Raw genomic sequence first — 21,736 nt, 5'->3', positions numbered from 1 at the left:
AGGCCGTATGTTTGCCGATATGAAAAGCATGGTGACGAAAGCCTGGCGTGGGCAGTACGCACTGCTGGCGATCAATTGTATGAACCTGGAAAGTGCCAGAGCTGCGGTGCGGGTTGCTGAGAAACACCGTGCGCCCATCATTCTGAATCTGTACCAGGGACATCTGGATCATTTCCCTGCCTCACTGGCGGCGGCGGTCGTTAAAGCACTAGCAGAAGAAGCCTCTGTACCTGTCGCGTTAGCACTTGACCATGGAAAGGATCCTGTACGCATTCGCCAGGCTTTCCGCGCCGGATTTAGCGGTTTGATGATCGACGCCTCTGCGTTTGCGCTGGAAGAGAATATTCGCCAGACCAGGGCGGTGGTGGAACTGGCCGCCAGCGCAAAACTTTGCGTTGAGGGGGAACTGGGCCATCTGGCCGATGCGCCGCGCTATGACCATGCGACGAACGTCGATTTGATGACTCAGGTCGCAGATGTTGCGCCGTTTATCCAGCAGACAGGTATCGACTTACTGGCCGTTTCAGTCGGAACGGCGCACGGCATGTACGCGCCTGGCATTACCCCTGCCATTGATTTCCAGCGTCTTGAGGAGATCGCCCGTATGTCGACCGTGCCGCTTGCTCTGCATGGCGGTAGCGGTACGCCGTTTGACCAGCTCCAGCGTTGCCCGGCCTTTGGCGTTGCCAAGATCAACGTTGGGGCGGCTGTCTTTGAGGCAGGAAAAGCGGCATTGCTGCATACCCTCTGTCGGGACAAATCCTGTGAACTGGTTGATGCTCTGGCGGTGATGGAGCAGGCCAGCGAGGAAGCCATAATTCCGTACCTGCAGGCCAGCGGCGCTATCGACAAAGCCTGATTCGTTTTCTGTAACGCCCTCTATGCCTCTGCGATAACGCACTGGCAGGGCTTTCTACACCCTGAAACTGGAGAATTACCATGTTAGTTTCGATGAAAGAATTACTGCAACCTACCCGTCAGCACGGTTTTGCCATTGGCGCCTTTAACGTTGCAGATAGCTGTTTTGTGCGTGCTGTGGTGGAAGAAGCGGAAGCGACCAACACACCTGCGATTATCTCCATCCACCCTAGCGAGCATGATTTCCTCGGTGATGCGTTTTTTAGCTATGTTCGTGATATCACGATGCGCAGCCCGGTACCGTTCACTCTGCATCTGGATCACGGTGCCTCGGTAGAGCATGTCCTGCGCGCAATTCAATGCGGGTTTACCTCCGTGATGATTGACGGTTCGCTGCTGCCGTATGAGGAGAATGTGGCACTGACGAAGGAAGTGGTCAGACTGGCGCACGCGGTAGGTGTTTCTGTTGAAGGTGAGTTGGGAACGATTGGTCAGACCGGGACGTCAGTAGAAGGCGGTGTCTCGCAAGTTACCTATACCGATCCTGCTCAGGCAGAGGATTTTATTGCCCGTACGGGTGCCGACACGCTGGCGGTGGCGATTGGTACCGCACACGGGATCTACCCGAAAGGTATGCAGCCTGAACTGCAAATGAACATCCTGCGCGACATCGCTGGACGGCTGGATATTCCGCTGGTTCTGCACGGCGGCTCAGCGAATCCGGATGCGGAAATTGCCGAATCCGTCACGCTGGGGGTCGGAAAAATCAATATTTCCAGTGATATGAAATACGCCTATTTCCAGAAAGTCCGTGAAATCCTGGCAAAAGAGACCTGGTGGGACCCAAATGTAATTTATCCGGAAGCGATCAGCGCCGCACGGGATGTGATCCGTCACAAAATGAAACTGTTCGGCTCCACCGGAAAAGCGTCACTTTACTAACCGCATGCAGGCGGGGTGACCCGCCTCTTTCGCAACAAGGAAAAGTGGAATGAAGCGTTCTCAAATAAATTATGCCGTTGATAAAGCGCATGCCATCGCCGAGACCTTTCGGGTGTGTCTGCCTGATTTTGCCTATTTTACCGCCGATGTCTGGCGACAGCAGGATAGAGCGGAGTGGTGTGAAGTACTCGATCTCAGGTTGGGCTGGGATATTACCGACTTTGGTCGCGGGGATTTTTCGCAAACGGGGCTGACGTTGTTGACGTTGCGCAATGGCTTGCTGGGTTCAGCCAACTACCCCAAACCGTATGCCGAAAAGATGCTGCAAATTCAGCAGGATCAGCAAACTCCGTGGCATTTTCATACGCATAAAATGGAAGATATCGTGAATCGCGGCGGTGGTGATTTATGCATGCAGCTGGCGTGGGCTACGCCCGATGCACAGTACGACGGTCAGCGAATAGTTGATGTCAGCGTGGATGGTCAACGGCGTACTTTCAAGCCCGGCGACACTCTGGTGCTGAAGCCGGGGCAGAGTGTCTGCCTGCCGCCGCGTTTGTACCATCGCTTCTGGGCTGAGAAAGCGTTTGTGCTGGGTTGGGAAATTTCGATGGTGAATGACGACCTGCAGGATAACCACTTCCTTGAGCCAGGCGGGCGCTTCCCGGCGATAGCTGAGGATGAGCCAGTAAAATGGTTGTTATGCAGTGAATATGATGGTTTACGGGAATAGCCCGTCACCGGATGGTGGCTTGGTCTTATTCGGCTGGCAAGGAGGCAAAATCGCAGGCCCGGTAAGCGCAAACGCCACCGGGCAATCTGGTTTTATTGCGCAGGCGACGGGGACGTGACTTCCCCGCCAGACACGACGCCTGCCTGCATGGTTTGCGTCATCTGTTGTTGTTGCGCATTCACCGCATGCAACTGACCGTTCACTGTTGGCTTCAACGGTGCATCTGCCAGAATGTTACCGCTGGCGATAAGCTGGATGTTGCCGTCACCGGAAAGCGGCAGTGCAGGCCAACCCCACTGTTGCAGGATAGTCATTGGTACACCGCGCCCGTTCAGGCTGACTTTTGTCTGGCGCTGTGGTAGCTGCGAGATGCTGGCGGTGGCTTCCAGCAGCCCTTTCTCGGTATACGCGCTTAGCTCGCTGATGTTAACCGTGCTGCTGTTCGCTGTGAGTGCCAGCGAAGGACGGCGAACGTCGGTGCGGTTGAATGTAGCAGCAGCGGCATTGAGCGTGGCATTACCGCTCCAGATCCCCCATTGATTGTTTTGCACCAGCCCCAGGTTAGCGCCGTAGCCATCCAGCGCGGTAAGTTGCCACGGGAACGCTGGATCGATATCAATCACCAGGTTACGGCTGGCGCTGAATTTCTTCAGGGTCAGGCTGTTCAACCAGGCTGGCAGCGGTTTCATCCACTGCTGCTTCCAGTTTTCCGGAAGCGTGTATTCCAGCCCGGCAATCGCGGCATCGTCGAGGATCAGCGCTTTGTTGTTGCGCAGCCAGTTGCCGGACGTTCTGACCATGCCGCCTTCCCAGCGGGTTGTGAACTGGCGAAGTGCAATGCCTTGCGGTGAGAACTCGGCGTTCAGAATAGGATCGTAGAAGTGCAGTGAACCGTAGATGAACTCACTGGCGTTCATCGACAGTTTACCTTCCTGTGTCTGCCAGTCGTCCTTGCTGAAGGTCATGTTGCGCAAGCTAAGGTCGAGATCCGTTACCGCCCAGTCAGGGCCCTGCAGACGGGCATCCGTCACCTCAAGGCGACCTATTTGCAGAGAAGGAATGGTGGTTAACGGCGCGAAAAAATCGGCCAGTGATTTATCGCTCTGTAGTCGGATATCATTCAGACGCAGATTCTCCACTACCCAACTGCCGTCGGCATTCCGCTGTGCCACACCGGTTAATGCACCGCGTGCCACATCTGCACCAATGTTGCTTAACGTCACCCGTTCATGGTCGATACTGCCTTCAATCAGCACGTTAGTGGTGGGAACATCGTTCAGCGTCAACGAGCTGGCGCTGAGCTGGATTTGCGCCTTGTTGCCGAGAATTTTACCTGCCTCAGGACTCCAGGGGATAACGCCACCGTTCACGCGCTGGGCGCTCAGGTTCCACGCACTGCCGGGGCTGTTAAGCGCCATATCCTGCAATTGCAGGCGATCGGCCTGAAATGGAAGCGGCGCAGTTTGCTGGGAAAGATTGAGCGTACCGTTTTGCAAAAGAATGGTGTCAACGTGCAATGGATCGGTGATTTGACGGCTACTCAGCCCAATATCGACCATTTTTGCGACCAGAGTGGAAGGCTGCCCGTCCCGGCCAAAGGTGACGTTTTCCAACAGAATGTGGGAGGGTGCGGAAAACCGGTGATCGATGGCATCAAAAGTCAGGTGGTAGCTGCTATTCTCCGATACCCAGGCGCTGACATGCTCTGCGCCCCAGCGGGTTTGCAGTAGAAAATAAAGGCCGAGGATCACCACTGCAAAAGCGATCAGCACGTAAAGAAGCAGCTTTCCAATAAATTTCATGGTCTTCCATCCCGCGAAGTGCACATAGTCAAGTTATGCACGATTTATGCGCAATGCTCAAGGCGGGAATGGTGAAAGAGCGTTACAGCGGCGTTGATTCTGAATCAACGCCGCACTTCGCTTAGGCTTTCTCTGGCGGGAAAATCAGGTTCAGGACGATAGCGGTAATACCGCCAGCGGCAATGCCGGAGGAGAGTAAGTTTTTCACCCAGTCAGGAGCAAACTGCAGGATCAGCGGCTGCTGGGAGACGCCAAGACCGACCGCCAGCGACAACGCGATAATCAGAATGGCGCGGCGATTCAACGGCTCGCGTGAAACAATGCGTACCCCGGATGCTGCGATGGTACCAAACATGACCAGCGTAGCGCCGCCCAAAACGGGTTCTGGAATGTGCTGCACAAAACCACTTACCGCCGGGAACAGGCCCAGTGCGATCAGCATCAGCGCGACTACAAAGCCGACATAGCGGCTGGCGACGCCGGTTAACTGGATGACCCCGTTGTTCTGCCCGAAGCAGGAGTTCGGGAAGGTGTTGAATACGGCGGAGACAAATGAGTTCAGACCGTTAGCCAGTACGCCACCTTTCAGACGCTTCATATACAGCGGGCCGGAGACGGGTTGTTCGGAGACATCGGACGTGGCCGTAATATCACCGATGGTTTCCAGCGAAGTGATCATAAAGACCAGCATCAGCGGCAGCAGTAGGTTCCAGTCGATACCCAGACCATAGTACAGCGGTGTTGGCACCATGATGAGGTCCTGGCTTACCGGTGCGGTATTTTGCGGCAGCATGTCCATAAACCAGGCCAGCAGGTAGCCCGCGGCCATCGCAATCACCAGTGACGCAACGCGCAGGTATGGGTTGCGCTGGCGATTCAGAATGATAATGAGTGCCAGTACGACACCTGCCAGCATCAAATTCTTCGGTGCGCCAAAGGTGTTATCACTCATCGCCGCGTAGCCGCCACCAATCGATGTCAGGCCGACCTGAATCAGCGACAAGCCGATGATCATCACCACCACGCCTGAGACCAGCGGGGTAATAATACGGCGCGCCAGATGCAGTACACGAGAGATAACCATTTCAGTGCAGCTTGCCAGCATTAAAGTGCCAAACAGCGCAGCCATCATAGTAGGGACATCGGCACCACCGGTTTTCAGCGCCGTGCCGCCCATAATCAGCGGCGCAACAAAGTTAAAGCTGGTGCCCTGAATGGATAACAGCCCCGAGCCAACTGGCCCCCAGGCTTTAATCTGAATGATGGAAGCTACGCCGGATGCGAACAGCGACATACTGATAATGTGTTGAGTATCCTGAGCCGGTAAACCGAGCGCCTGGCAGATGAGCAGGGCAGGCGTGATAACCGCGACGAACATCGCCAGCAGGTGCTGACAGGCGGCAAACAGGGTCTGGGCTAGCGGAGGGCGATCTTCAAGACGGTAAATCAGTTCACTGTTGTGAGTCTGCGCAACCGGTTGCGCATTTGCTGACTCTACGGCGTTAACGGACATCAGAGGCAATCCCATGGTGGAAAAGCGGTGATTTTATCTGACCAGGGCGTAAAAGCAAACGTTTGCCAGTAACTATTGCTAATATTTAAAACGGATAAACAAACATTTTTATATAACTTTTCATCATTTTCTGCTTAAAATCCACCCCGATAACTCATTAAGAGCTAAAAATCGATCTGGAATGCATCGTGCGTGACTGTGCTAAACGCACTAATGGAGCTGTATATGTTTTACCTCGATACTTTATCAACACTGGTTGCTGCAACCCTGGTGTTGCTGCTGGGGCGCAAGCTCGTCCAGTCTGTTCCCTTCCTGAAGAAATACACCATTCCCGAACCTGTAGCGGGTGGATTGCTGGTGGCGATCGCGCTGTTGGTACTGAAAAAAAGTATGGGCTGGGAAGTCAATTTTGATATGACGCTGCGCGATCCGCTGATGCTGGCGTTCTTTGCGACTATCGGCCTGAACGCCAATATCGCCAGCCTGCGAGCCGGTGGGCGCGTGGTGGGAATATTTCTGATTGTGGTGGTAGGTTTGCTATTGATGCAGAACGCCATTGGTATTGGGATGGCAAGTCTGCTCGGCCTTGACCCGCTGATGGGGCTGATTGCCGGTTCGATAACGCTCTCTGGCGGCCACGGCACAGGAGCTGCGTGGAGCAAACTGTTTATTGAACGCTATGGTTTCACCAATGCCACCGAAGTGGCGATGGCGTGCGCAACGTTTGGCCTGGTGTTGGGCGGACTGATTGGTGGTCCGGTGGCGCGCTATCTGGTAAAGCACTCCACGACGCCGGACGGTATGCCGGACGATCAGGCGGTTCCGACCGCGTTTGAAAAACCGGATGTCGGGCGCATAATCACCTCTCTGGTGCTGATTGAAACCATCGCGCTGATTGCTATCTGTCTGACGGTCGGAAAAATCGTTGCGCAATTGCTGGTGGGAACGGTACTGGAACTTCCGACTTTTGTTTGCGTGCTGTTTGTGGGGGTGATCCTCAGCAATGGCCTGGCGTTAATGGGCTTTTATCGGGTATTTGAGCGTGCGGTTTCGGTGTTGGGTAACGTTAGCCTGTCGCTATTCCTCGCGATGGCGTTGATGAGCCTGAAACTGTGGGAGCTGGCTTCACTGGCACTGCCGATGCTGGCTATCCTCGTTGTACAAACCATTTTCATGGCGCTGTACGCTGTATTCGTGACCTGGCGCATGATGGGTAAGAACTATGATGCAGCGGTGCTGGCGGCAGGACACTGTGGTTTTGGCCTTGGCGCGACGCCGACGGCGATTGCTAATATGCAGGCGATTACTGAGCGTTTTGGTCCGTCGCATATGGCATTTTTGGTGGTGCCAATGGTGGGGGCGTTCTTTATCGATATTGTCAACGCGCTGGTGATTAAGCTGTATCTACTGTTGCCGATTTTTGCGCAATAAAGGCTGTGCGGCGGTGTGATAACCGCCGCCGCTATTGATCTTGATCTGTTATGCGTTGGAGTAGCGCTCTGTTTCCGGCATCCAGCGCTCTATCAGCGCCATCGCCTGTTGTGGATAACGTTCATGAATGTGACGGGCAATGCGCTGAACTTCCGGAATAATCGCCTGATCGCGCAGCAAATCCGCCACTTTGAATTCTGCAGTTCCGGTCTGACGCGTTCCTAACAATTCGCCCGGGCCGCGGATCTCCAAATCTTTTTGCGCAATAACGAATCCGTCGTTGCTGTCCCGCAACACTTGCAGACGCTTCTGAGCAGTTTTTGAAAGCGGCGATTTGTAGAGCAGCACACAGTGAGAGGCCACCGCGCCACGGCCTACGCGGCCACGAAGCTGGTGCAACTGGGCCAGGCCTAAGCGCTCCGGGTTTTCGATAATCATCAGGCTGGCGTTTGGCACGTCCACGCCAACTTCAATCACCGTGGTGGCGACCAGCAGATGCAGTTCACCCTGTTTGAAGGCGGCCATCACCGATTGTTTCTCTGCAGGTTTCATTCGCCCATGTACCAGGCCAATATTGAGTTCTGGCAGGCCGAGTTTAAGTTCTTCCCACGTGGCTTCCGCAGCCTGTGCTTCCAGTAAATCAGACTCTTCAATGAGCGTGCAGACCCAGTATGCCTGACGCCCTTCGTGAGTGCAGGCGTTACGCACGCGGTCAATAATGTCGCTGCGACGGGTATCCGGGATGGCGACAGTAGTGACTGGTGTACGGCCCGGAGGCAGTTCGTCAATCACCGAGGTATCGAGATCGGCATAGGCGGTCATTGCCAGCGTACGGGGGATCGGGGTAGCGGTCATGATCAACTGGTGCGGGTGAAAACCCTGCTGTTGACCTTTTTCCCACAGCGCCAGACGCTGGTGAACGCCAAAGCGGTGTTGTTCGTCGATGATAACCAGCGCCAGACCGTTGAACTGCACCTGCTCCTGGAAAATCGCATGAGTGCCGACAATCATCTGCACCTGTCCGCTGGCGATAGCTTCCTGTTGCGCAAGACGCGCTTTACCTTTCTGCTTACCCGCCAGCCAGCCCACCTCAACACCCAATGGCGCAAACCAGTTACGGAAGTTATTCGCGTGCTGTTCGGCCAGAAGTTCGGTTGGTGCCATGAGCGCTACCTGCTTGCCATGTGCGATAGCCCTTAGCGCCGCGAGTGCGGCGACAAGAGTTTTACCGGAACCGACATCGCCCTGAACCAGACGCATCATCGGGACATCCAGCGCCATGTCGCGTTCGATCTCAGCCACTACGCGAGCCTGTGCGCCGGTAGGTTTAAATGGCAGCGCGGCCAGTAGCTGGTTTTTCAGGGTATCATTGGCACTGAGAGGCTGAGCATGAAAGCGCTGAGCGCCTGCGCGTAATGCCAGCATGCTGAGGTTATGCGCTAGTAGCTCTTCAAGGATCAGACGTCGCTGCGCCGGGTGTTGCCCCGTTTCAAGGTCGCTGAGCTGTAGTGATGGCGGCGGGCGGTGCAGCGTGCGTAAAGCTTCTGGCAGGCTCATCAAACCCTGTAATAAATCTGGCGGCAGCAGTTCGGCAATGGCACAGGTATCAAGCAAATCCAGAGCCTGATCGGTCAGTTTGCGCAGTGTTGCCTGTTTTACACCTTCAGTGGTCGGATAAACAGGCGTGAGTGTTTCCTGGAGTTCCGGTGTGCTGAGATCTCCCTGCACGCGATATTCCGGGTGGATCATCTCTGCGCCGTATTTCCCGCGCCTGGCTTCGCCATAGGCCAGCACCCGTCTTCCTGTCGCAAGGCTGTTTTTCATTGCTGCGCTGAAGTTGAAAAAGCGCATTGTCAGAATGCCGGAGCCATCGCTTATCTGGCAGGTCATCATTCGGCGGCCGCCAAAGGTGATGTTGCAGTTCAGCACTTCGCCTTCTACGGTCGCATATACGCCAGGCAGCAGTTCGCCAATTGGATACAGATGCGTGCGGTCTTCGTAGCGCAGGGGAAGGTGTAAGAGAAGATCCTGCACGGTGTGCAGGCCGATTTTCGCCAGTTTACTGCTTTGCGCTGCGCCAACGCCCGTCAGAGAGTTGAGTGGAATAGCATCCAGTAAACGGCCTTTCATCGCGTTTATCTCGCAGATTGCATAGTGGCCCACCACGTTGCATCGGCTTCAATTTCGCCCTGCGAATTGACGTGGGGATAGGGAAGACCTTTGCGCTTAGCAACGTTTGCCAGCACCGGATAGCCGCCTTCAAACAGCAACCGCTGCTGTTCATCTTCCGGCAGCATGCTGTTCTCTCGCAGGTACATCCCGGCGTTTTGTCGCTGGCGCTGTGCTTCGTACAGAATAAGCGCGGAGGCGACTGAGACATTCAGCGACTGTACCATGCCGGTCATAGGAATGATGATGTCCTGATCCGCCAGAGCCAGCGCTTCCTGAGTAATACCGGTTTTCTCCTGACCCATCAGGATGCAGGTAGGACGCGTGTAATCAATCTCGCGGAAATCGACGGCTTTATCAGAGAGGTGCGTCGCCAGAACCTGCATGCCCTGGCTTTTTAAATGCGTTACCGCATCGCCAATCGTGCGGTGGGTCTTAACCTGTACCCAACTGTTGCTGCCTGCAGCAGAAGAGGCCATGGTGCGCATACGGCTCCCTGGCCAGACAGCGTGAACTTCATGTACGCCGACTGCATCTGCGGTTCGAATGATCGCAGAAACGTTATGAGGTTTATGGACCTGCTCCATGCAGACGGTCAGATCAGGCTGACGCCTGGCGAGCATCTCGCAGATTCGAGCATAACGTTGTTTATTCATAAAACTAGTTTCGGTTACGGGTGACTTTTATCACGTCCGGCATAACACGGATTTTGCGCATGATATTTGCCAGGTGCACACGATCGCGTGCGGTCAGGCGAATAAAGGCGCTGTAGACGCGACCATCTTTCTCTTCGGTATTCAGACTCTGAATATTAGAGGTGGTTGTGTTGATTGCCGCCGTCAGGTTAGCCAGTGCACCCTGGTGGTTAAACATGTCCACCTTAATTTCGGTGATGAATTCCTGCTCTGTCTCTTTATCCCATTCCACCGCCATAAACTTCTCTGGCTCTTTCTGGTAGCCACGGATGTTACGGCAGGATTCATGGTGGATAACCAGACCTTTACCCGGGCTGACGTGGGCAATGATCGGATCGCCAGGAATCGGGCGACAGCATTTCGCGAAGGTAATCAGCACGCCATCTGCGCCTTTAATTGGCAGATGCCCATGACCGGATTGTGCGGGAGCGTTCGCCGGTACTTCACCTTGCTGAAGGTTTTTTGCCACCACAACGCTCATGGCGTTCCCCAGTCCGATTTCCGCTAACAGATCGTCAAGCGTGGCGAGCTTCATACGCTCAAGCTCACGCTGGATACTTTCTTGCGGGATCTCAGCCAGCTTACGGCTACCGCCTAAGGCATGGTTGAGCAGACGACGCCCAAGACTGACGGAATCATCGCGTTTGAGGTTTTTCAGCAACTGGCGAATTTTGGCGCGTGCTTTCGAACTGACAACAAAGTTGAGCCATGCCGCATTGGGACGTGCGCCCGGTGCAGTGATGATTTCAACGGTCTGACCGCTAAAGAGTGGCTGTGAAAGCGGGTATGGCTGCCTGTCGACGCGCGCGCCGACGCAGGCATGGCCGATATCGGTGTGTACCGCGTAAGCGAAGTCGACAGGCGTTGCACCGGCAGGCAGTTCAACAATGCGCCCTTCCGGCGTGAAAACATAAATCTCATCCGGGAAGAGATCAGATTTGACGCTTTCAATAAATTCAAATGAGCTACCGGCGCTCTGCTGCAGTTCCAACAAGCTCTGCATCCAGCGCTGGGCGCGGATTTGTGCCGTTGTGCTGGTTTCACCGTGCTCTTTGTACGCCCAGTGTGCAGCAACCCCCATCTCCGCCATTTGGTCCATGTCTTCAGTACGAATTTGTACTTCGACTGGAACACCGTGCGGGCCGATCATTGAGGTGTGTAAAGACTGATATCCGTTCGCTTTCGGAATCGCAATATAATCTTTTACTCGGCCAGGACGAGGTTTATACAGGCTGTGCATCTGCCCGAGTACGCGATAGCAGGTATCAGAGTCATGGACGATAACGCGGAATGCGTAGATATCCATGATTGAGTGAAAACGCTGCTCTTTGAGTACCATCTTGCAGTAGATAGAGTACAGGTGTTTCTCGCGACCACTTACGCGGCACGGAATGCCTGCCTCCTGTAAACGTCCTTCGATTTCAGAGAGGATTTTTTGAATCATCTCTTTGCGGTTGCCGCGAGCGGCTTTAACCACTTCTTTAATCACGCGGTAGCGGTTCGGGTATAGCGCCTCAAAACCCAGCTCTTCCAGCTCGGTTTTAATGTGATGAATACCTAAACGGTGTGCCAGCGGACTGTAGATTTCGAGGGTTTCACGGGCGATGCGGCGACGCTTATCCGGGCGTAATGAGCCCAGCGTGCGCATATTGTGGGTACGGTCGGCAAGTTTGATGAGAATGACGCGGATATCCTGCACCATCGCCATAATCATCTTGCGAAAGTTTTCGGCCTGCGCCTCTTTCTTATCGCGAAACTTAAGCTTATCAAGCTTTGATACCCCTTCTACCAGCTCAGCAACGCTTTTACCAAAAAGCTGTTCCATGTCCTGGTAGGTGGCAGGAGTATCTTCAATCACGTCATGTAGCAGCGCGGCCATTAGCGTTTCATAGTCGAGTTTCATCTCGGCCAGAATGCAGGCCACCGCAACCGGGTGCGTGATATAGGGTTCACCGCTTGAACGTGTCTGGCCCTCGTGAGCGTCACGTGCAACGAGATACGCCTGCCGAAGACGCTTAATCTGGTCTTCCGGCAGGTAGTTTTGAATCAGTTGATTCAGGCTTTCAAACAGATACAAGGGCGACCCGCTTTGTGATTAACGACGACCTTCAGCAATAGCGGTAACGGCTTGTAATTCAGCGGCTTCCTGCTCTTGCTGTTCCTGGCGCTCACGCACGTCAAGGATCTGGTTGTTGATCAGACCTTCTTCGATTTCGCGCAGCGCGATTACAGTAGTTTTATCGTTTTCTTCCGGTACGAGCGGATCCTTTCCGCCTACCTGCATCTGACGAGCGCGACGCGCGGCGACCAGTACCAGGTCAAAACGGTTACCAATTTTCTCTACAGCGTCCTGAACAGTTACGCGTGCCATACTTAAAATGCTCCACAGGTGAAGAAATGACTGGGCATGATACTGAATGTGAGTTCAGTCTGCCAACAGTTTGCTGATTAAAGCGTCATGACGCTGCTTTTGGCGGCTCATGCGCAGACGTTCGGCGCGAATGATAGTTTTCAAATCGCCTAGGGCAGTATCGAAATCATCATTCACAATAAGATAATCATATTCGGCGTAATGGCTCATTTCTGCAACAGCTTGCGCCATACGTTTTGCGATGACTTCTTCGCTATCCTGACCACGACCGCGCAGGCGGCGGTCCAGCTCGATCTTAGAGGGCGGCAAAATAAAAATACTGCGCGCATGCGGCATTTTTTCACGAATTTGCTGCGCACCTTGCCAGTCGATATCTAAAAAGACATCTACACCCGATGCCAGCACTTGCTCAATTGCCTCACGCGAGGTGCCATAATAATTGCCAAATACCTCAGCGTGTTCCAGGAACGCATCTCTGCCAATCATGCTTCTGAATTCATCATGGTTTACGAAGTAATAGTGTTCACCATGCACCTCCCCGGGACGCGGTGCACGGGTAGTGTGCGAAACAGAAACCTGGGTGTCATACAACGGTTGGGTCTTTAATAAAGCCTGAATCAGGCTGGATTTACCCGCGCCACTGGGGGCAGAAACAATATAAAGCGTGCCTTGAGCCATGAGTATCTTATGTATGTGATTGTCGAAAGAGAGCCTACATACGGGCTTATTATACACGTAGCCGCTATACGACGTAGCCCTTGTCACACTTTTTGCGCATGATTATTGCGTTTTGTATACCTTTTTCCTGTTTTACCGGGGATTTGCTGCAATAAACAAAAATGTCTGGAAAGCGGTTCGCAGGATGATCTTTTGCCACTCTGTTTCGCTGACGCTTCGCGCTATACCTGCCGGGCAACGTAATGTTTAGCGGAGGTGGTGATGAGGTTATGGAAATGCGTAGCGCTGGTTTTACTGGTATGGCATTTTCCGGCATGGACAGTATGTCCTGTCTGGTCGCCTGCCCGGGCAAACGCGGAAATATCACGGCTACAGCAGCAAATGGCTCAATGGAATGACAGCTACTGGAAACAAGGCATCAGTGCTGTAGATGATAGTGTCTATGACCAGCTTGATGCGCAATTGGCCCAATGGCACCGCTGTTTTAGCGATGATTCACATGCAGACCAGTCAGTTCCACCCATTAGTGGAACGATATCGCACCCAGTCCCCCACACGGGGGTACGTAAGCTTGCAGATAAGCGATCTGTACAACAATGGATGCGTACTCGTGGCGATCTCTGGGTACAGCCGAAGGTGGACGGAGTGGCGGTTACGCTGGTCTATCGGGATGGTAATCTGGTCAGGGCAATTAGTCGCGGTAATGGGCTGAAAGGAGAAGACTGGACGAACAAAGTTCGCCAGATCCCTTCCGTGCCAAAAATGACCAAAGGCCAGCTGGCTAACAGTACGTTGCAGGGTGAGATTTTTTTGCCGCAGGACGGTCATATCCAACAAAAGAGTGGCGGAATGAATGCCCGCTCTAAGGTGGCTGGGATGATGATGCGCAAGGATAATCCAGAGTTGTTGCGATCTTTAGCCATTTTTATCTGGGCCTGGCCCGATGGTCCGGTGAACATGCCGGACAGACTGCGACAGCTTGCTGATGCAGGTTTCAGTCTGACCCGGCAATTTACCCAGCCTGTTAAAAATGCCGATGAGGTTGAGCGTGCCCGTACACACTGGTGGACCTCGGGATTGCCTTTTGTGACCGATGGTGTTGTGGTACGAACGGGAAAGGAGCCAGAAGCACGAAACTGGTTACCTGGCCAGGGAGACTGGCTGGTGGCCTGGAAATATCCTCCGGTTGCTCGGGTGTCCGAGGTGACGGGGATTCAATTCTCTGTCGGCAAGAGTGGGCAAATTGCCGTAGTCGCCTTGTTGGCTCCGGTTATGCTGGATGATAAACGAGTGCAGCGCGTCAATATTGGCTCTGTTCGCCGGTGGAATGAATGGGATATCGCACCTGGCGATCATCTCCTTGTCAGTCTGGCCGGACAGGGGATTCCCCGCATAGACGATGTGGTCTGGCGCAGTACCCAGCGGACTAAACCCGCTCCTCCAAAAGGTCATTTCAATTCATTAACCTGTTTTTATGCAACACGGGAATGCCAGCAACAATTTGTTGCCAGGCTGGTCTGGCTGAGTGCAAAAGAGGCGTTGAATTTTGACGGTATCGGTGAGGCAGGGTGGCGGGAACTCCATCATGCACATCGCTTTGAGCATATCTTTTCCTGGCTCGCCTTAACCCAGGAACAGCTACAGTCCACGCTTGGAGTCCGTAAAGGCGAGAAGTTGTGGCATCAGTTTAACCTGTCGCGTCAGCATCCTTTTACTCGCTGGATAGTTGCTATGGGAATACCGTTAACACAGGTGACACTGGATGCCAGTCGTGACCGATCATGGCGGCAACTACAGGAACGCGATGAAAAAAGCTGGCGGCAGCTTCCGTCGATGGGGGAGCGCCGTACCCGACAGTTAATTCAGTGGCTGGAGAATCAGAAAGTAAAAGCGCTGAGCAACTGGTTAGCAGCTCAGCGTATTACGGGCTTTACGCCTTAATGACCTTCATGGCGATAATAAAATACCGGCAGCCCTAACTTCAGGCGCAGCGCCAATAATCGGGCGGTAAAACCAAATAGCAGGGTAGAGATAACCACTACATCGTGGCTGGAGACATAATGTTGCAGCACAATGTAAAGCACGGCGGCGGCAAATGACACACCGGCATACAGCTCTTTCTGGAACACTAACGGAATGCGTTTGCAGAACATGTCTCGTAGGACGCCACCAAAGACACCGGTGGTGACGGCGGCGACAACGGCAATAATCGGTCCGTGCCCCATATCGAGCGCTACCTGAGCGCCAATAATAGAGAAAACTACGAGACCCAGAGCATCCAGTACCAGGAATATTTTGCGCAGGTAGGGCATGACGGGAGCAATAATCGTGGTCAGTACAGCGGCGGTTGCCACGATAATGACGTACTCAGGGTGTTTGACCCAGCCGAGCGGATAGTGACCGAGAAGAATATCGCGTACGGACCCGCCGCCAATGGCAGTCGCGGTGGCAATGATAATTACGCCAAATGTATCCATACGACGACGGCCTGCCGCAAGCGCACCTGTCATAGCTTCAGCAGTAATACCAATTAAATATAAAACGTGTAGCAGCATGCCTTCCCCCTGATTTGCTGGGGCTAAGGTTAACGATTTGTGCGCAATGTCACGATTGAGATTTTCTAAGGCGAAGTGATTTTAATAAAAATAGCTAATGCGAATTTATTGGAAATGCCAGAGATAACGGACTTTTGATCGTTAATTAGGATAATAATTGATGAGAAAATATAATCCAATTAGAGCAAAGAATAGCTGACAAAAGAGAATTACACGTAGCGCCACCGTTTATCGACACGCTACGTGTAAGGGAACTTACTCGATATTCTGAATCTGTTCGCGCATTTGCTCGATCAATACTTTCAGTTCAATCGCGGAGTTAGTGACTTCAGCATTGATGGATTTAGATGCCAGAGTGTTCGACTCACGGTTAAATTCCTGCATCATGAAGTCCAGACGGCGGCCGACCGCTTCTTTTTTCTTCAGGATGTTGTAGGTTTCTTTAACGTGGGCTTCGAGACGATCCAATTCTTCTGCCACATCAATACGCTGTGCCATCAGCACTAACTCTTGTTCAAGGCGGTTATTTTCCAGCTGCACCTGTGCATCTTCCAGCTTGGCAACCAGACGATCGCGCTGCCATTGCAGAATTTCCGGCATGTGCGCACGGACCTTCGCCACTTCGGTGCTGACGCCTTCCAGACGCTGTTCGATCAATGTTTTCAGCGCCTGGCCTTCGGTTTCACGCGCGACAATAAAGTCATCCAGCGTACCGTCAAGTGCGGCAAGGATTTCGGCGGCAATAGCGTCCAGATCTTGCTCCTGGGCAGCCATTACACCCGGCCAACGCAGGATATCAACCGGATTAATTTCACCTTCATCGCTCTGCATTTTGACCCAGTTTGCGGCGGTAACGAGCTGTTTAGCGAGCTTCTCATTCAGAATCAGCTCACCTTGCGCGCTGGCGTCAGGCTCAAAACGCAGTGTGCATTCGATTTTACCGCGCGTCAGACGTGAGCGGATACGTTCGCGTACAACAGGTTCAAGGCTACGGAACTGCTCCGGCAGGCGAAAATAGGTTTCCAGATAACGCTGGTTTACCGAGCGCATTTCCCAGGTGGCGCTACCCCATTCACCCTTGATTTCACGCCGGGCGTAGGCGGTCATGCTGCGGATCATAGACGTTCCTGTTTTTAAAGATGAGATGGGAGGATTATAGCCATCCACGTCTTGTCAGGATAGGAATAACCGTCGGAAGTCCGTATAATGCGCAGCCACATTCGTTTCAAGTCGGAGATTTTATCATGCGTCCAGCCGGTCGTAGTGCCAATCAGGTGCGTCCTGTCACCCTGACCCGTAATTATACAAAACACGCTGAAGGCTCCGTACTGGTCGAATTTGGTGATACTAAAGTGCTGTGCACTGCCTCTATTGATGAAGGCGTTCCACGTTTTCTGAAAGGCCAGGGCCAGGGCTGGATCACCGCCGAATACGGCATGCTGCCTCGCGCCACTCATACCCGTAACGCACGTGAAGCGGCGAAGGGTAAACAAGGTGGCCGTACCATGGAAATACAGCGTCTGATTGCACGTGCGCTGCGTGCAGCCGTTGACCTGAAGACTCTCGGCGAATTTACTATTACCCTGGATTGCGATGTTATTCAGGCAGATGGTGGCACGCGAACCGCATCGATTACAGGTGCTTGTGTTGCGCTGGCTGACGCGCTAAACAAGCTGGTGGCGAGCGGTAAACTGAAAACCAACCCAATGAAAGGGATGGTCGCTGCGGTCTCAGTAGGTATTGTTAATGGCGAAGCGCTCTGTGACCTGGAGTATGTTGAAGACTCTGCGGCAGAAACCGATATGAACGTGGTGATGACTGAAGATGGTCGCATTATCGAAGTGCAGGGTACTGCAGAAGGTGAACCGTTCAGCCATGAAGAACTACTCACCCTACTGGCGTTGGCCAGAGGGGGGATCGAATCCATTGTAGCGACGCAGAAGGCGGCGTTAGAAAATTGATTTTAAGGGCGACGTAGTCGCCCTTTTTTTTGTCTGCAGATTTCGTAAATGATGAAAGTGAAAAGAGGAGCGAATCCATGAAACCATATCAGCGCCAGTTTATTGAGTTTGCGCTTGGCAAGCAGGTACTAAAGTTTGGCGAGTTTACGCTGAAATCCGGGCGCAAGAGCCCCTATTTCTTCAACGCCGGGCTGTTTAATACCGGGCGCGATCTGGCACTGTTAGGTCGTTTTTATGCTGAAGCGCTTGTGGATTCCGGTATTGATTTTGATCTGCTGTTTGGCCCCGCATACAAAGGGATTCCTATTGCCACTACCACGGCCGTTGCGCTGGCGGAACACCACGATAAAGATTTGCCGTACTGCTTTAACCGTAAAGAGGCGAAAACCCACGGCGAAGGTGGAAACCTGGTAGGCAGTGCACTACAGGGCCGAGTGATGTTGGTGGATGATGTGATCACCGCCGGTACAGCGATTCGCGAGTCGATGGAGATAATCCAGGCCAATGGTGCGACGCTGGCTGGGGTACTGATTTCTCTTGATCGCCAGGAACGTGGTCGTGGTGAGATTTCTGCAATCCAGGAAGTAGAGCGTGACTATGGCTGCAAGGTGATTTCAATAATTACCCTGAAAGACCTGATTGCGTATCTGGAAGAGAAGCCTGAAATGGCGGAACACCTGGCCGCTGTGCGGGCGTATCGCGAAGAGTTTGGGGTTTAATCGCCGGCGGTGCTGCGCTTACCTGGCCTACAAAGCAGTAGGCCGGATAAGGCAACGCCGCAGTCTGGCTAAGACGTTATTGCAGTTGAGCAACCAGTAGCGGCCAGCGGGTGTCAAAATCGTCCGTTGGACGGTATTTAAATTCGCTACGCACGAAGCGAGACAGCATACCTTCGCAGAAAGCCAGTAACTGGCTGGCCAGCAGCGTTTCATCCACAGCGTAACCTTCGCCCTCACGCATTCTTTTTTCTCGCAGAACCTGGCGCAATTGCGCCTCAATGCGCTCAAAAAGCTGGTTAATACGACCTTGCAGGCGGTCTTGCTCAAACATGAGCGCGTGTCCGGTCAGAATACGCGTCAGGCCGGGATTTCGTTCACCAAAACCTAAAATCAGCAGTACGATCAGACGCAGACGTGCGCTTGTGTCTTTTTCATCTTTTAAAATCAAATTGATACGGGTAATCAGACTATCTTCGATAAACTCAATCAGGCTATCGAACATGCGGGTCTTGCTGGGAAAATGGCGATACAATGCCGCTTCGGAAACGCCAACAGAGGCCGCCAGTTTTGCTGTCGTGATGCGTTGGCTTCCATCGCTGGATTCAAGCATCAGCGCCAGAGACTGAAGTATTTCTTCGCGACGATTCCTTTTCGCAGTTTGCTTTTCTACCATGTTACAAAATACCCCTGAAAATAAGCACTTGCCAGGCAGGCATCCACACAGCGACCGCAAACTGCTGTTTGCGGTTTGTTATTGCGTTATTGCGCTGTGGGATACTTCTCTACGGGTTACTTGCGCCCGGAATGGCCGAAGCCACCTTCGCCACGATCGGTGGCTTCAAACTCTTCCACCAGATTAAATTCAGCCTGCACGACTGGTACAAAGATCATTTGTGCAATGCGTTCACCAGGCTCAATAGTGAAGCTATCCTGGCCACGGTTCCAGATGGACACCATCAGTTGTCCCTGGTAGTCGGAGTCAATCAGACCGACCAGATTGCCCAGCACAATGCCGTGCTTATGACCCAGTCCGGAGCGCGGTAACATCACTGCCGCCAGCGAGGGATCGGCGATATGAATGGCTAATCCGGTCGGTACCAGTGTCGTTGCACCAGGTGCCAGCTCTACGGCGTCATCCAGACAGGCGCGCAGGTCAAGTCCAGCAGAACCAGAAGTTGCGTACGTCGGGAGTGGGAATTGTTGCCCTACGCGCGGGTCCAGAATCTTAACGTCGATTTTTTTCATCATAACGGGTCACGATCTCGTCGAGTAATAATTGGCCCAGGAGTTCTTTGCGCTCAAGCGGTAAGACTTTATCTCCATCCTGCCAGAAAAGGTGTAATGCATTGCTGTCGCTGTTAAACCCTTGAGTAGACAGTGAAACATCGTTTGCACAGATCATATCAAGGTTTTTACGAATACGTTTTTGCCGGGCGTATTCTTCCACATTATTCGTTTCTGCGGCAAATCCAACGACAAAAGGACGATTAGCATCCAGTGCGGCAACGCCAGCGATAATATCCGGGTTTTTGACCATTTTTACTGTTAATTCATCACCCTGCGTGGCCTGCTTTTTGATTTTTTCACTGGCGACGGTTTCTGCCCGGTAATCAGCAACTGCGGCGCAGCCGATAAAAATATGCTGCTGTTGTGCCGTAGATTGTACGGCGGCCTCCATTTCCAGCGCTGTCATCACATCTATGCGCTGTACAAAGGGGGGGGTTGATAGCGTAACGGGACCCGATACCAGCGTGACGTTTGCACCACGCTTTGCCGCTGCTGCTGCGATGGCAAATCCCATTTTCCCTGAACTGTGGTTGGAAATATAACGTACAGGATCAAGTGGTTCACGTGTCGGGCCAGCCGTAATCATGATGTTGAGATGTTGCAGATCGTTGACAGATGAAAAATGTTCAGCAGCCATATCGACAATCGTTAACGGATCCAGCATGCGCCCAGGGCCGACATCGCCACATGCCTGGCTGCCGCTGTCTGGCCCCCAGATGAGTAATCCACGTGAGGCGAGAATCCCCAGATTGTGTTGCGTAGCAGCGGCACGGTACATCTGTTGGTTCATGGCGGGCAGAACGGCAACAGGCGCTGGCGTTGCCAGACAGATCGTTGAAACCAGATCGTTAGCCATGCCTGCGGCGACGCGTGCAATCAGATCTGCCGTAGCGGGGGCAAGAATAACTAAATCTGCCCATTTTCCCAGTTCAATATGGCCCATCGCGGCTTCTGCTGCGGGGTCAAGCAGGCTATCGGAAACGGGATAGCCCGAAACCGCCTGTAAGCTCAGGGGAGTAATAAACGCTTTTGCCGCCTCGGTCATTGCCACGCGGACGTCTGCGCCACGCTCCCGTAAACGACGCACCAGCTCAGGGGTTTTGTATGCAGCAATGCCGCCACTGACGCCAAGTACGATTTTTTTACCGGCCAGGCTCATCATGATCTTTCCTGTTGGGTTACACCAGAAGGCGGATATTTTATCACAATCCACCATTTGTCGTGCTTTTGACCGCGATCCACTTTGCGAGGCGCTACGAAGAAGTGAGAACTGAGCGTCGATTCGTTGTTGGCGTTATGCCACCATGCTGACGCCAAAGGAGGGAGGCATGAAAAATACAGGATGTTTGATGCCCCGGGAAAAGATGATGAAGCTGGGAGTCCGTTCTCTTACGGATGTTGAGCTACTGGCGCTCTTTTTACGCACCGGATTACGCGGTACTGATGTACTCACGCTGGCGAAAGAAATGCTTCAGCATTTTGATTCGCTTTATGGCCTTTTGTCTGCAGATTACATGGAGTTTAGCCACGTCCAGGGTATTGGCGTGGCGAAGTATGCACAACTCAAGGGGATTGCCGAACTGGCGAGACGCTACTACAACGTGCGGGTGATTGAGGAAAGGGCGCTACTTAGCCCGGAAATGACGAGAGAATTTCTGCAAAGTCAGCTTGCGGAAGAGGAGCGGGAGATCTTTCTGGTGATCTTTATGGATGCTCAGCATCGCGTAATTAAACACAGCAAACTTTTTTCCGGTACGCTTAGCCACGTAGAGGTGCATCCGCGAGAAATTGTCCGTGAGGCGATAAAAATGAATGCGTCAGCGGTGATCCTTGCACATAATCACCCTTCGGGGTGTGCAGAGCCGAGCAAAGCAGATAAACTCATCACCGAGCGTGTGGTGAAATGCTGTCAGTTCATGGATATCCGGGTGATTGATCATCTTGTAATTGGGCGTGGAGAGTACGTTTCTTTTGCGGAACGTGGTTGGATTTAGCGCACTTTACGCGATCCATCGGGATCTT

20 protein-coding genes are annotated in these 21,736 nt (G+C 53.1%); 8 read left to right on the top strand and 12 right to left on the bottom strand.

From position 1 onward, the window contains the following. Nucleotides 1–7: 7 nt before the first annotated feature. From SK36_RS21245 to SK36_RS21235, 3 genes are all read left to right on the top strand, one after another. A complete protein-coding gene (locus tag SK36_RS21245) occupies nt 8–859 on the top strand; it encodes a class II fructose-bisphosphate aldolase (protein WP_048223133.1) in 852 nt (283 codons plus the stop codon). 80 nt (nt 860–939) lie between these two features. Beyond that, entirely contained in the window at nt 940–1,800 is an 861-nt protein-coding gene (locus SK36_RS21240; RefSeq protein WP_048223132.1) for a ketose-bisphosphate aldolase, read from the top strand. A gap of 49 nt (nt 1,801–1,849) precedes the next feature. Next, nucleotides 1,850–2,533: a D-lyxose/D-mannose family sugar isomerase gene (locus tag SK36_RS21235; RefSeq protein ID WP_045448848.1), complete on the top strand. Its 684-nt coding sequence runs from the start codon at nt 1,850–1,852 to the stop codon at nt 2,531–2,533. A gap of 92 nt (nt 2,534–2,625) precedes the next feature. Here SK36_RS21235 and SK36_RS21230 read toward each other — a convergent pair whose 3' ends face one another. Beyond that, the gene (locus tag SK36_RS21230) at nt 2,626–4,335 is read right to left on the bottom strand and encodes an AsmA family protein (RefSeq protein ID WP_045448846.1); all 1,710 of its coding nucleotides are present in this window, start codon (nt 4,333–4,335) and stop codon (nt 2,626–2,628) included. 121 nt (nt 4,336–4,456) lie between these two features. Next, nucleotides 4,457–5,848, bottom strand: coding sequence for a xanthine/proton symporter XanP (gene xanP / locus SK36_RS21225; protein WP_045448845.1), 1,392 nt, complete (start codon nt 5,846–5,848; stop codon nt 4,457–4,459). A 225-nt stretch (nt 5,849–6,073) separates the two neighbouring features. Between xanP and gltS the strand changes: the two genes are divergently transcribed. Further along, on the top strand, nt 6,074–7,279 hold the full coding sequence (gene gltS, locus SK36_RS21220) for a sodium/glutamate symporter (protein WP_045448843.1): 1,206 nt from the start codon (nt 6,074–6,076) through the stop codon (nt 7,277–7,279). 48 nt (nt 7,280–7,327) lie between these two features. Here gltS and recG read toward each other — a convergent pair whose 3' ends face one another. From recG to gmk, 5 genes are read right to left on the bottom strand one after another with little or no spacing between them, the layout of a single operon-like run. Then, nucleotides 7,328–9,409 carry an ATP-dependent DNA helicase RecG gene (gene recG / locus SK36_RS21215; RefSeq protein WP_048223124.1) on the bottom strand — a complete coding sequence of 694 codons (2,082 nt, stop codon included), beginning with the start codon at nt 9,407–9,409 and terminating at the stop codon, nt 7,328–7,330. Between the two features lie 5 nt (nt 9,410–9,414). Continuing rightward, on the bottom strand, nt 9,415–10,104 hold the full coding sequence (trmH, locus tag SK36_RS21210) for a tRNA (guanosine(18)-2'-O)-methyltransferase TrmH (RefSeq protein ID WP_045448840.1): 690 nt from the start codon (nt 10,102–10,104) through the stop codon (nt 9,415–9,417). Between the two features lie 4 nt (nt 10,105–10,108). Beyond that, nucleotides 10,109–12,220: a bifunctional GTP diphosphokinase/guanosine-3',5'-bis pyrophosphate 3'-pyrophosphohydrolase gene (gene spoT / locus SK36_RS21205; protein ID WP_048223122.1), complete on the bottom strand. Its 2,112-nt coding sequence runs from the start codon at nt 12,218–12,220 to the stop codon at nt 10,109–10,111. Between the two features lie 18 nt (nt 12,221–12,238). Beyond that, complete coding sequence (gene rpoZ, locus SK36_RS21200; RefSeq protein WP_000135058.1) at nt 12,239–12,514, bottom strand: DNA-directed RNA polymerase subunit omega; 276 nt, start codon at nt 12,512–12,514, stop codon at nt 12,239–12,241. A gap of 54 nt (nt 12,515–12,568) precedes the next feature. Further along, nucleotides 12,569–13,192, bottom strand: a complete 624-nt coding sequence (gene gmk, locus SK36_RS21195) for a guanylate kinase (protein WP_048223121.1) — start codon at nt 13,190–13,192, stop codon at nt 12,569–12,571. A gap of 261 nt (nt 13,193–13,453) precedes the next feature. Between gmk and ligB the strand changes: the two genes are divergently transcribed. Then, complete coding sequence (ligB, locus tag SK36_RS21190; protein ID WP_048223120.1) at nt 13,454–15,133, top strand: NAD-dependent DNA ligase LigB; 1,680 nt, start codon at nt 13,454–13,456, stop codon at nt 15,131–15,133. On the opposite strand, the gene SK36_RS21185 is transcribed toward ligB, so the two are convergent. Then, a complete protein-coding gene (locus tag SK36_RS21185; RefSeq protein ID WP_003024049.1) occupies nt 15,130–15,747 on the bottom strand; it encodes a trimeric intracellular cation channel family protein in 618 nt (205 codons plus the stop codon). The genes ligB and SK36_RS21185 overlap by 4 nt on opposite strands. Nucleotides 15,748–16,002: 255 nt before the next feature. Continuing rightward, nucleotides 16,003–16,866 carry a YicC/YloC family endoribonuclease gene (locus SK36_RS21180; protein WP_045448832.1) on the bottom strand — a complete coding sequence of 288 codons (864 nt, stop codon included), beginning with the start codon at nt 16,864–16,866 and terminating at the stop codon, nt 16,003–16,005. A 125-nt stretch (nt 16,867–16,991) separates the two neighbouring features. On the opposite strand from SK36_RS21180, the gene rph reads away from it, so the two are divergent. Continuing rightward, the gene (gene rph, locus SK36_RS21175) at nt 16,992–17,708 is read left to right on the top strand and encodes a ribonuclease PH (RefSeq protein ID WP_003024054.1); all 717 of its coding nucleotides are present in this window, start codon (nt 16,992–16,994) and stop codon (nt 17,706–17,708) included. A gap of 77 nt (nt 17,709–17,785) precedes the next feature. Beyond that, complete coding sequence (gene pyrE, locus SK36_RS21170; protein ID WP_045448830.1) at nt 17,786–18,427, top strand: orotate phosphoribosyltransferase; 642 nt, start codon at nt 17,786–17,788, stop codon at nt 18,425–18,427. A 76-nt stretch (nt 18,428–18,503) separates the two neighbouring features. Here the strand turns inward: pyrE and slmA are convergent, their stop codons facing one another. The 3 genes from slmA to coaBC all read right to left on the bottom strand — a co-directional run bounded on the left by slmA (nt 18,504) and on the right by coaBC (nt 20,873). Then, complete coding sequence (gene slmA / locus SK36_RS21165; protein ID WP_045448829.1) at nt 18,504–19,100, bottom strand: nucleoid occlusion factor SlmA; 597 nt, start codon at nt 19,098–19,100, stop codon at nt 18,504–18,506. A 116-nt stretch (nt 19,101–19,216) separates the two neighbouring features. Beyond that, the gene (gene dut, locus SK36_RS21160) at nt 19,217–19,675 is read right to left on the bottom strand and encodes a dUTP diphosphatase (RefSeq protein WP_045448827.1); all 459 of its coding nucleotides are present in this window, start codon (nt 19,673–19,675) and stop codon (nt 19,217–19,219) included. Then, complete coding sequence (coaBC, locus tag SK36_RS21155) at nt 19,653–20,873, bottom strand: bifunctional phosphopantothenoylcysteine decarboxylase/phosphopantothenate--cysteine ligase CoaBC (RefSeq protein WP_136345383.1); 1,221 nt, start codon at nt 20,871–20,873, stop codon at nt 19,653–19,655. Before coaBC ends, dut begins: the two co-directional genes overlap by 23 nt. Nucleotides 20,874–21,042: 169 nt before the next feature. Between coaBC and radC the strand changes: the two genes are divergently transcribed. After that, nucleotides 21,043–21,708 (top strand): RadC family protein, encoded by a 666-nt coding sequence (gene radC, locus SK36_RS21150; protein WP_045448824.1) that lies wholly within the window; start codon nt 21,043–21,045, stop codon nt 21,706–21,708. Nucleotides 21,709–21,736: the final 28 nt, after the last annotated feature.

The organism is Citrobacter sp. MGH106, assembly GCF_001037495.1.
In the GTDB taxonomy this organism is placed as follows: domain Bacteria; phylum Pseudomonadota; class Gammaproteobacteria; order Enterobacterales; family Enterobacteriaceae; genus Citrobacter; species Citrobacter murliniae.
The sequence above is the reverse complement of the archived record's forward strand: the minus strand, read 5'-3'. Positions and strand labels throughout refer to the sequence as shown.

Bases quoted from the DNA above. Each gene is read 5' to 3' on its own strand.
- SK36_RS21185 (WP_003024049.1), bottom strand. From the start codon at position 15,747: ATGCTGCTACACGTTTTATATTTAATTGGTATTACTGCTGAAGCTATG.
- SK36_RS21180 (WP_045448832.1), bottom strand. From the start codon at position 16,866: ATGATCCGCAGCATGACCGCCTACGCCCGGCGTGAAATCAAGGGTGAA.
- rpoZ (WP_000135058.1), bottom strand. From the start codon at position 12,514: ATGGCACGCGTAACTGTTCAGGACGCTGTAGAGAAAATTGGTAACCGT.
- rph (WP_003024054.1), top strand. From the start codon at position 16,992: ATGCGTCCAGCCGGTCGTAGTGCCAATCAGGTGCGTCCTGTCACCCTG.
- SK36_RS21240 (WP_048223132.1), top strand. From the start codon at position 940: ATGTTAGTTTCGATGAAAGAATTACTGCAACCTACCCGTCAGCACGGT.
- gmk (WP_048223121.1), bottom strand. From the start codon at position 13,192: ATGGCTCAAGGCACGCTTTATATTGTTTCTGCCCCCAGTGGCGCGGGT.
- SK36_RS21230 (WP_045448846.1), bottom strand. From the start codon at position 4,335: ATGAAATTTATTGGAAAGCTGCTTCTTTACGTGCTGATCGCTTTTGCA.
- slmA (WP_045448829.1), bottom strand. From the start codon at position 19,100: ATGGTAGAAAAGCAAACTGCGAAAAGGAATCGTCGCGAAGAAATACTT.
- coaBC (WP_136345383.1), bottom strand. From the start codon at position 20,873: ATGAGCCTGGCCGGTAAAAAAATCGTACTTGGCGTCAGTGGCGGCATT.
- dut (WP_045448827.1), bottom strand. From the start codon at position 19,675: ATGATGAAAAAAATCGACGTTAAGATTCTGGACCCGCGCGTAGGGCAA.
- SK36_RS21245 (WP_048223133.1), top strand. From the start codon at position 8: ATGTTTGCCGATATGAAAAGCATGGTGACGAAAGCCTGGCGTGGGCAG.
- SK36_RS21235 (WP_045448848.1), top strand. From the start codon at position 1,850: ATGAAGCGTTCTCAAATAAATTATGCCGTTGATAAAGCGCATGCCATC.
- recG (WP_048223124.1), bottom strand. From the start codon at position 9,409: ATGAAAGGCCGTTTACTGGATGCTATTCCACTCAACTCTCTGACGGGC.
- radC (WP_045448824.1), top strand. From the start codon at position 21,043: ATGAAAAATACAGGATGTTTGATGCCCCGGGAAAAGATGATGAAGCTG.
- xanP (WP_045448845.1), bottom strand. From the start codon at position 5,848: ATGTCCGTTAACGCCGTAGAGTCAGCAAATGCGCAACCGGTTGCGCAG.
- ligB (WP_048223120.1), top strand. From the start codon at position 13,454: ATGAGGTTATGGAAATGCGTAGCGCTGGTTTTACTGGTATGGCATTTT.
- gltS (WP_045448843.1), top strand. From the start codon at position 6,074: ATGTTTTACCTCGATACTTTATCAACACTGGTTGCTGCAACCCTGGTG.
- trmH (WP_045448840.1), bottom strand. From the start codon at position 10,104: ATGAATAAACAACGTTATGCTCGAATCTGCGAGATGCTCGCCAGGCGT.
- pyrE (WP_045448830.1), top strand. From the start codon at position 17,786: ATGAAACCATATCAGCGCCAGTTTATTGAGTTTGCGCTTGGCAAGCAG.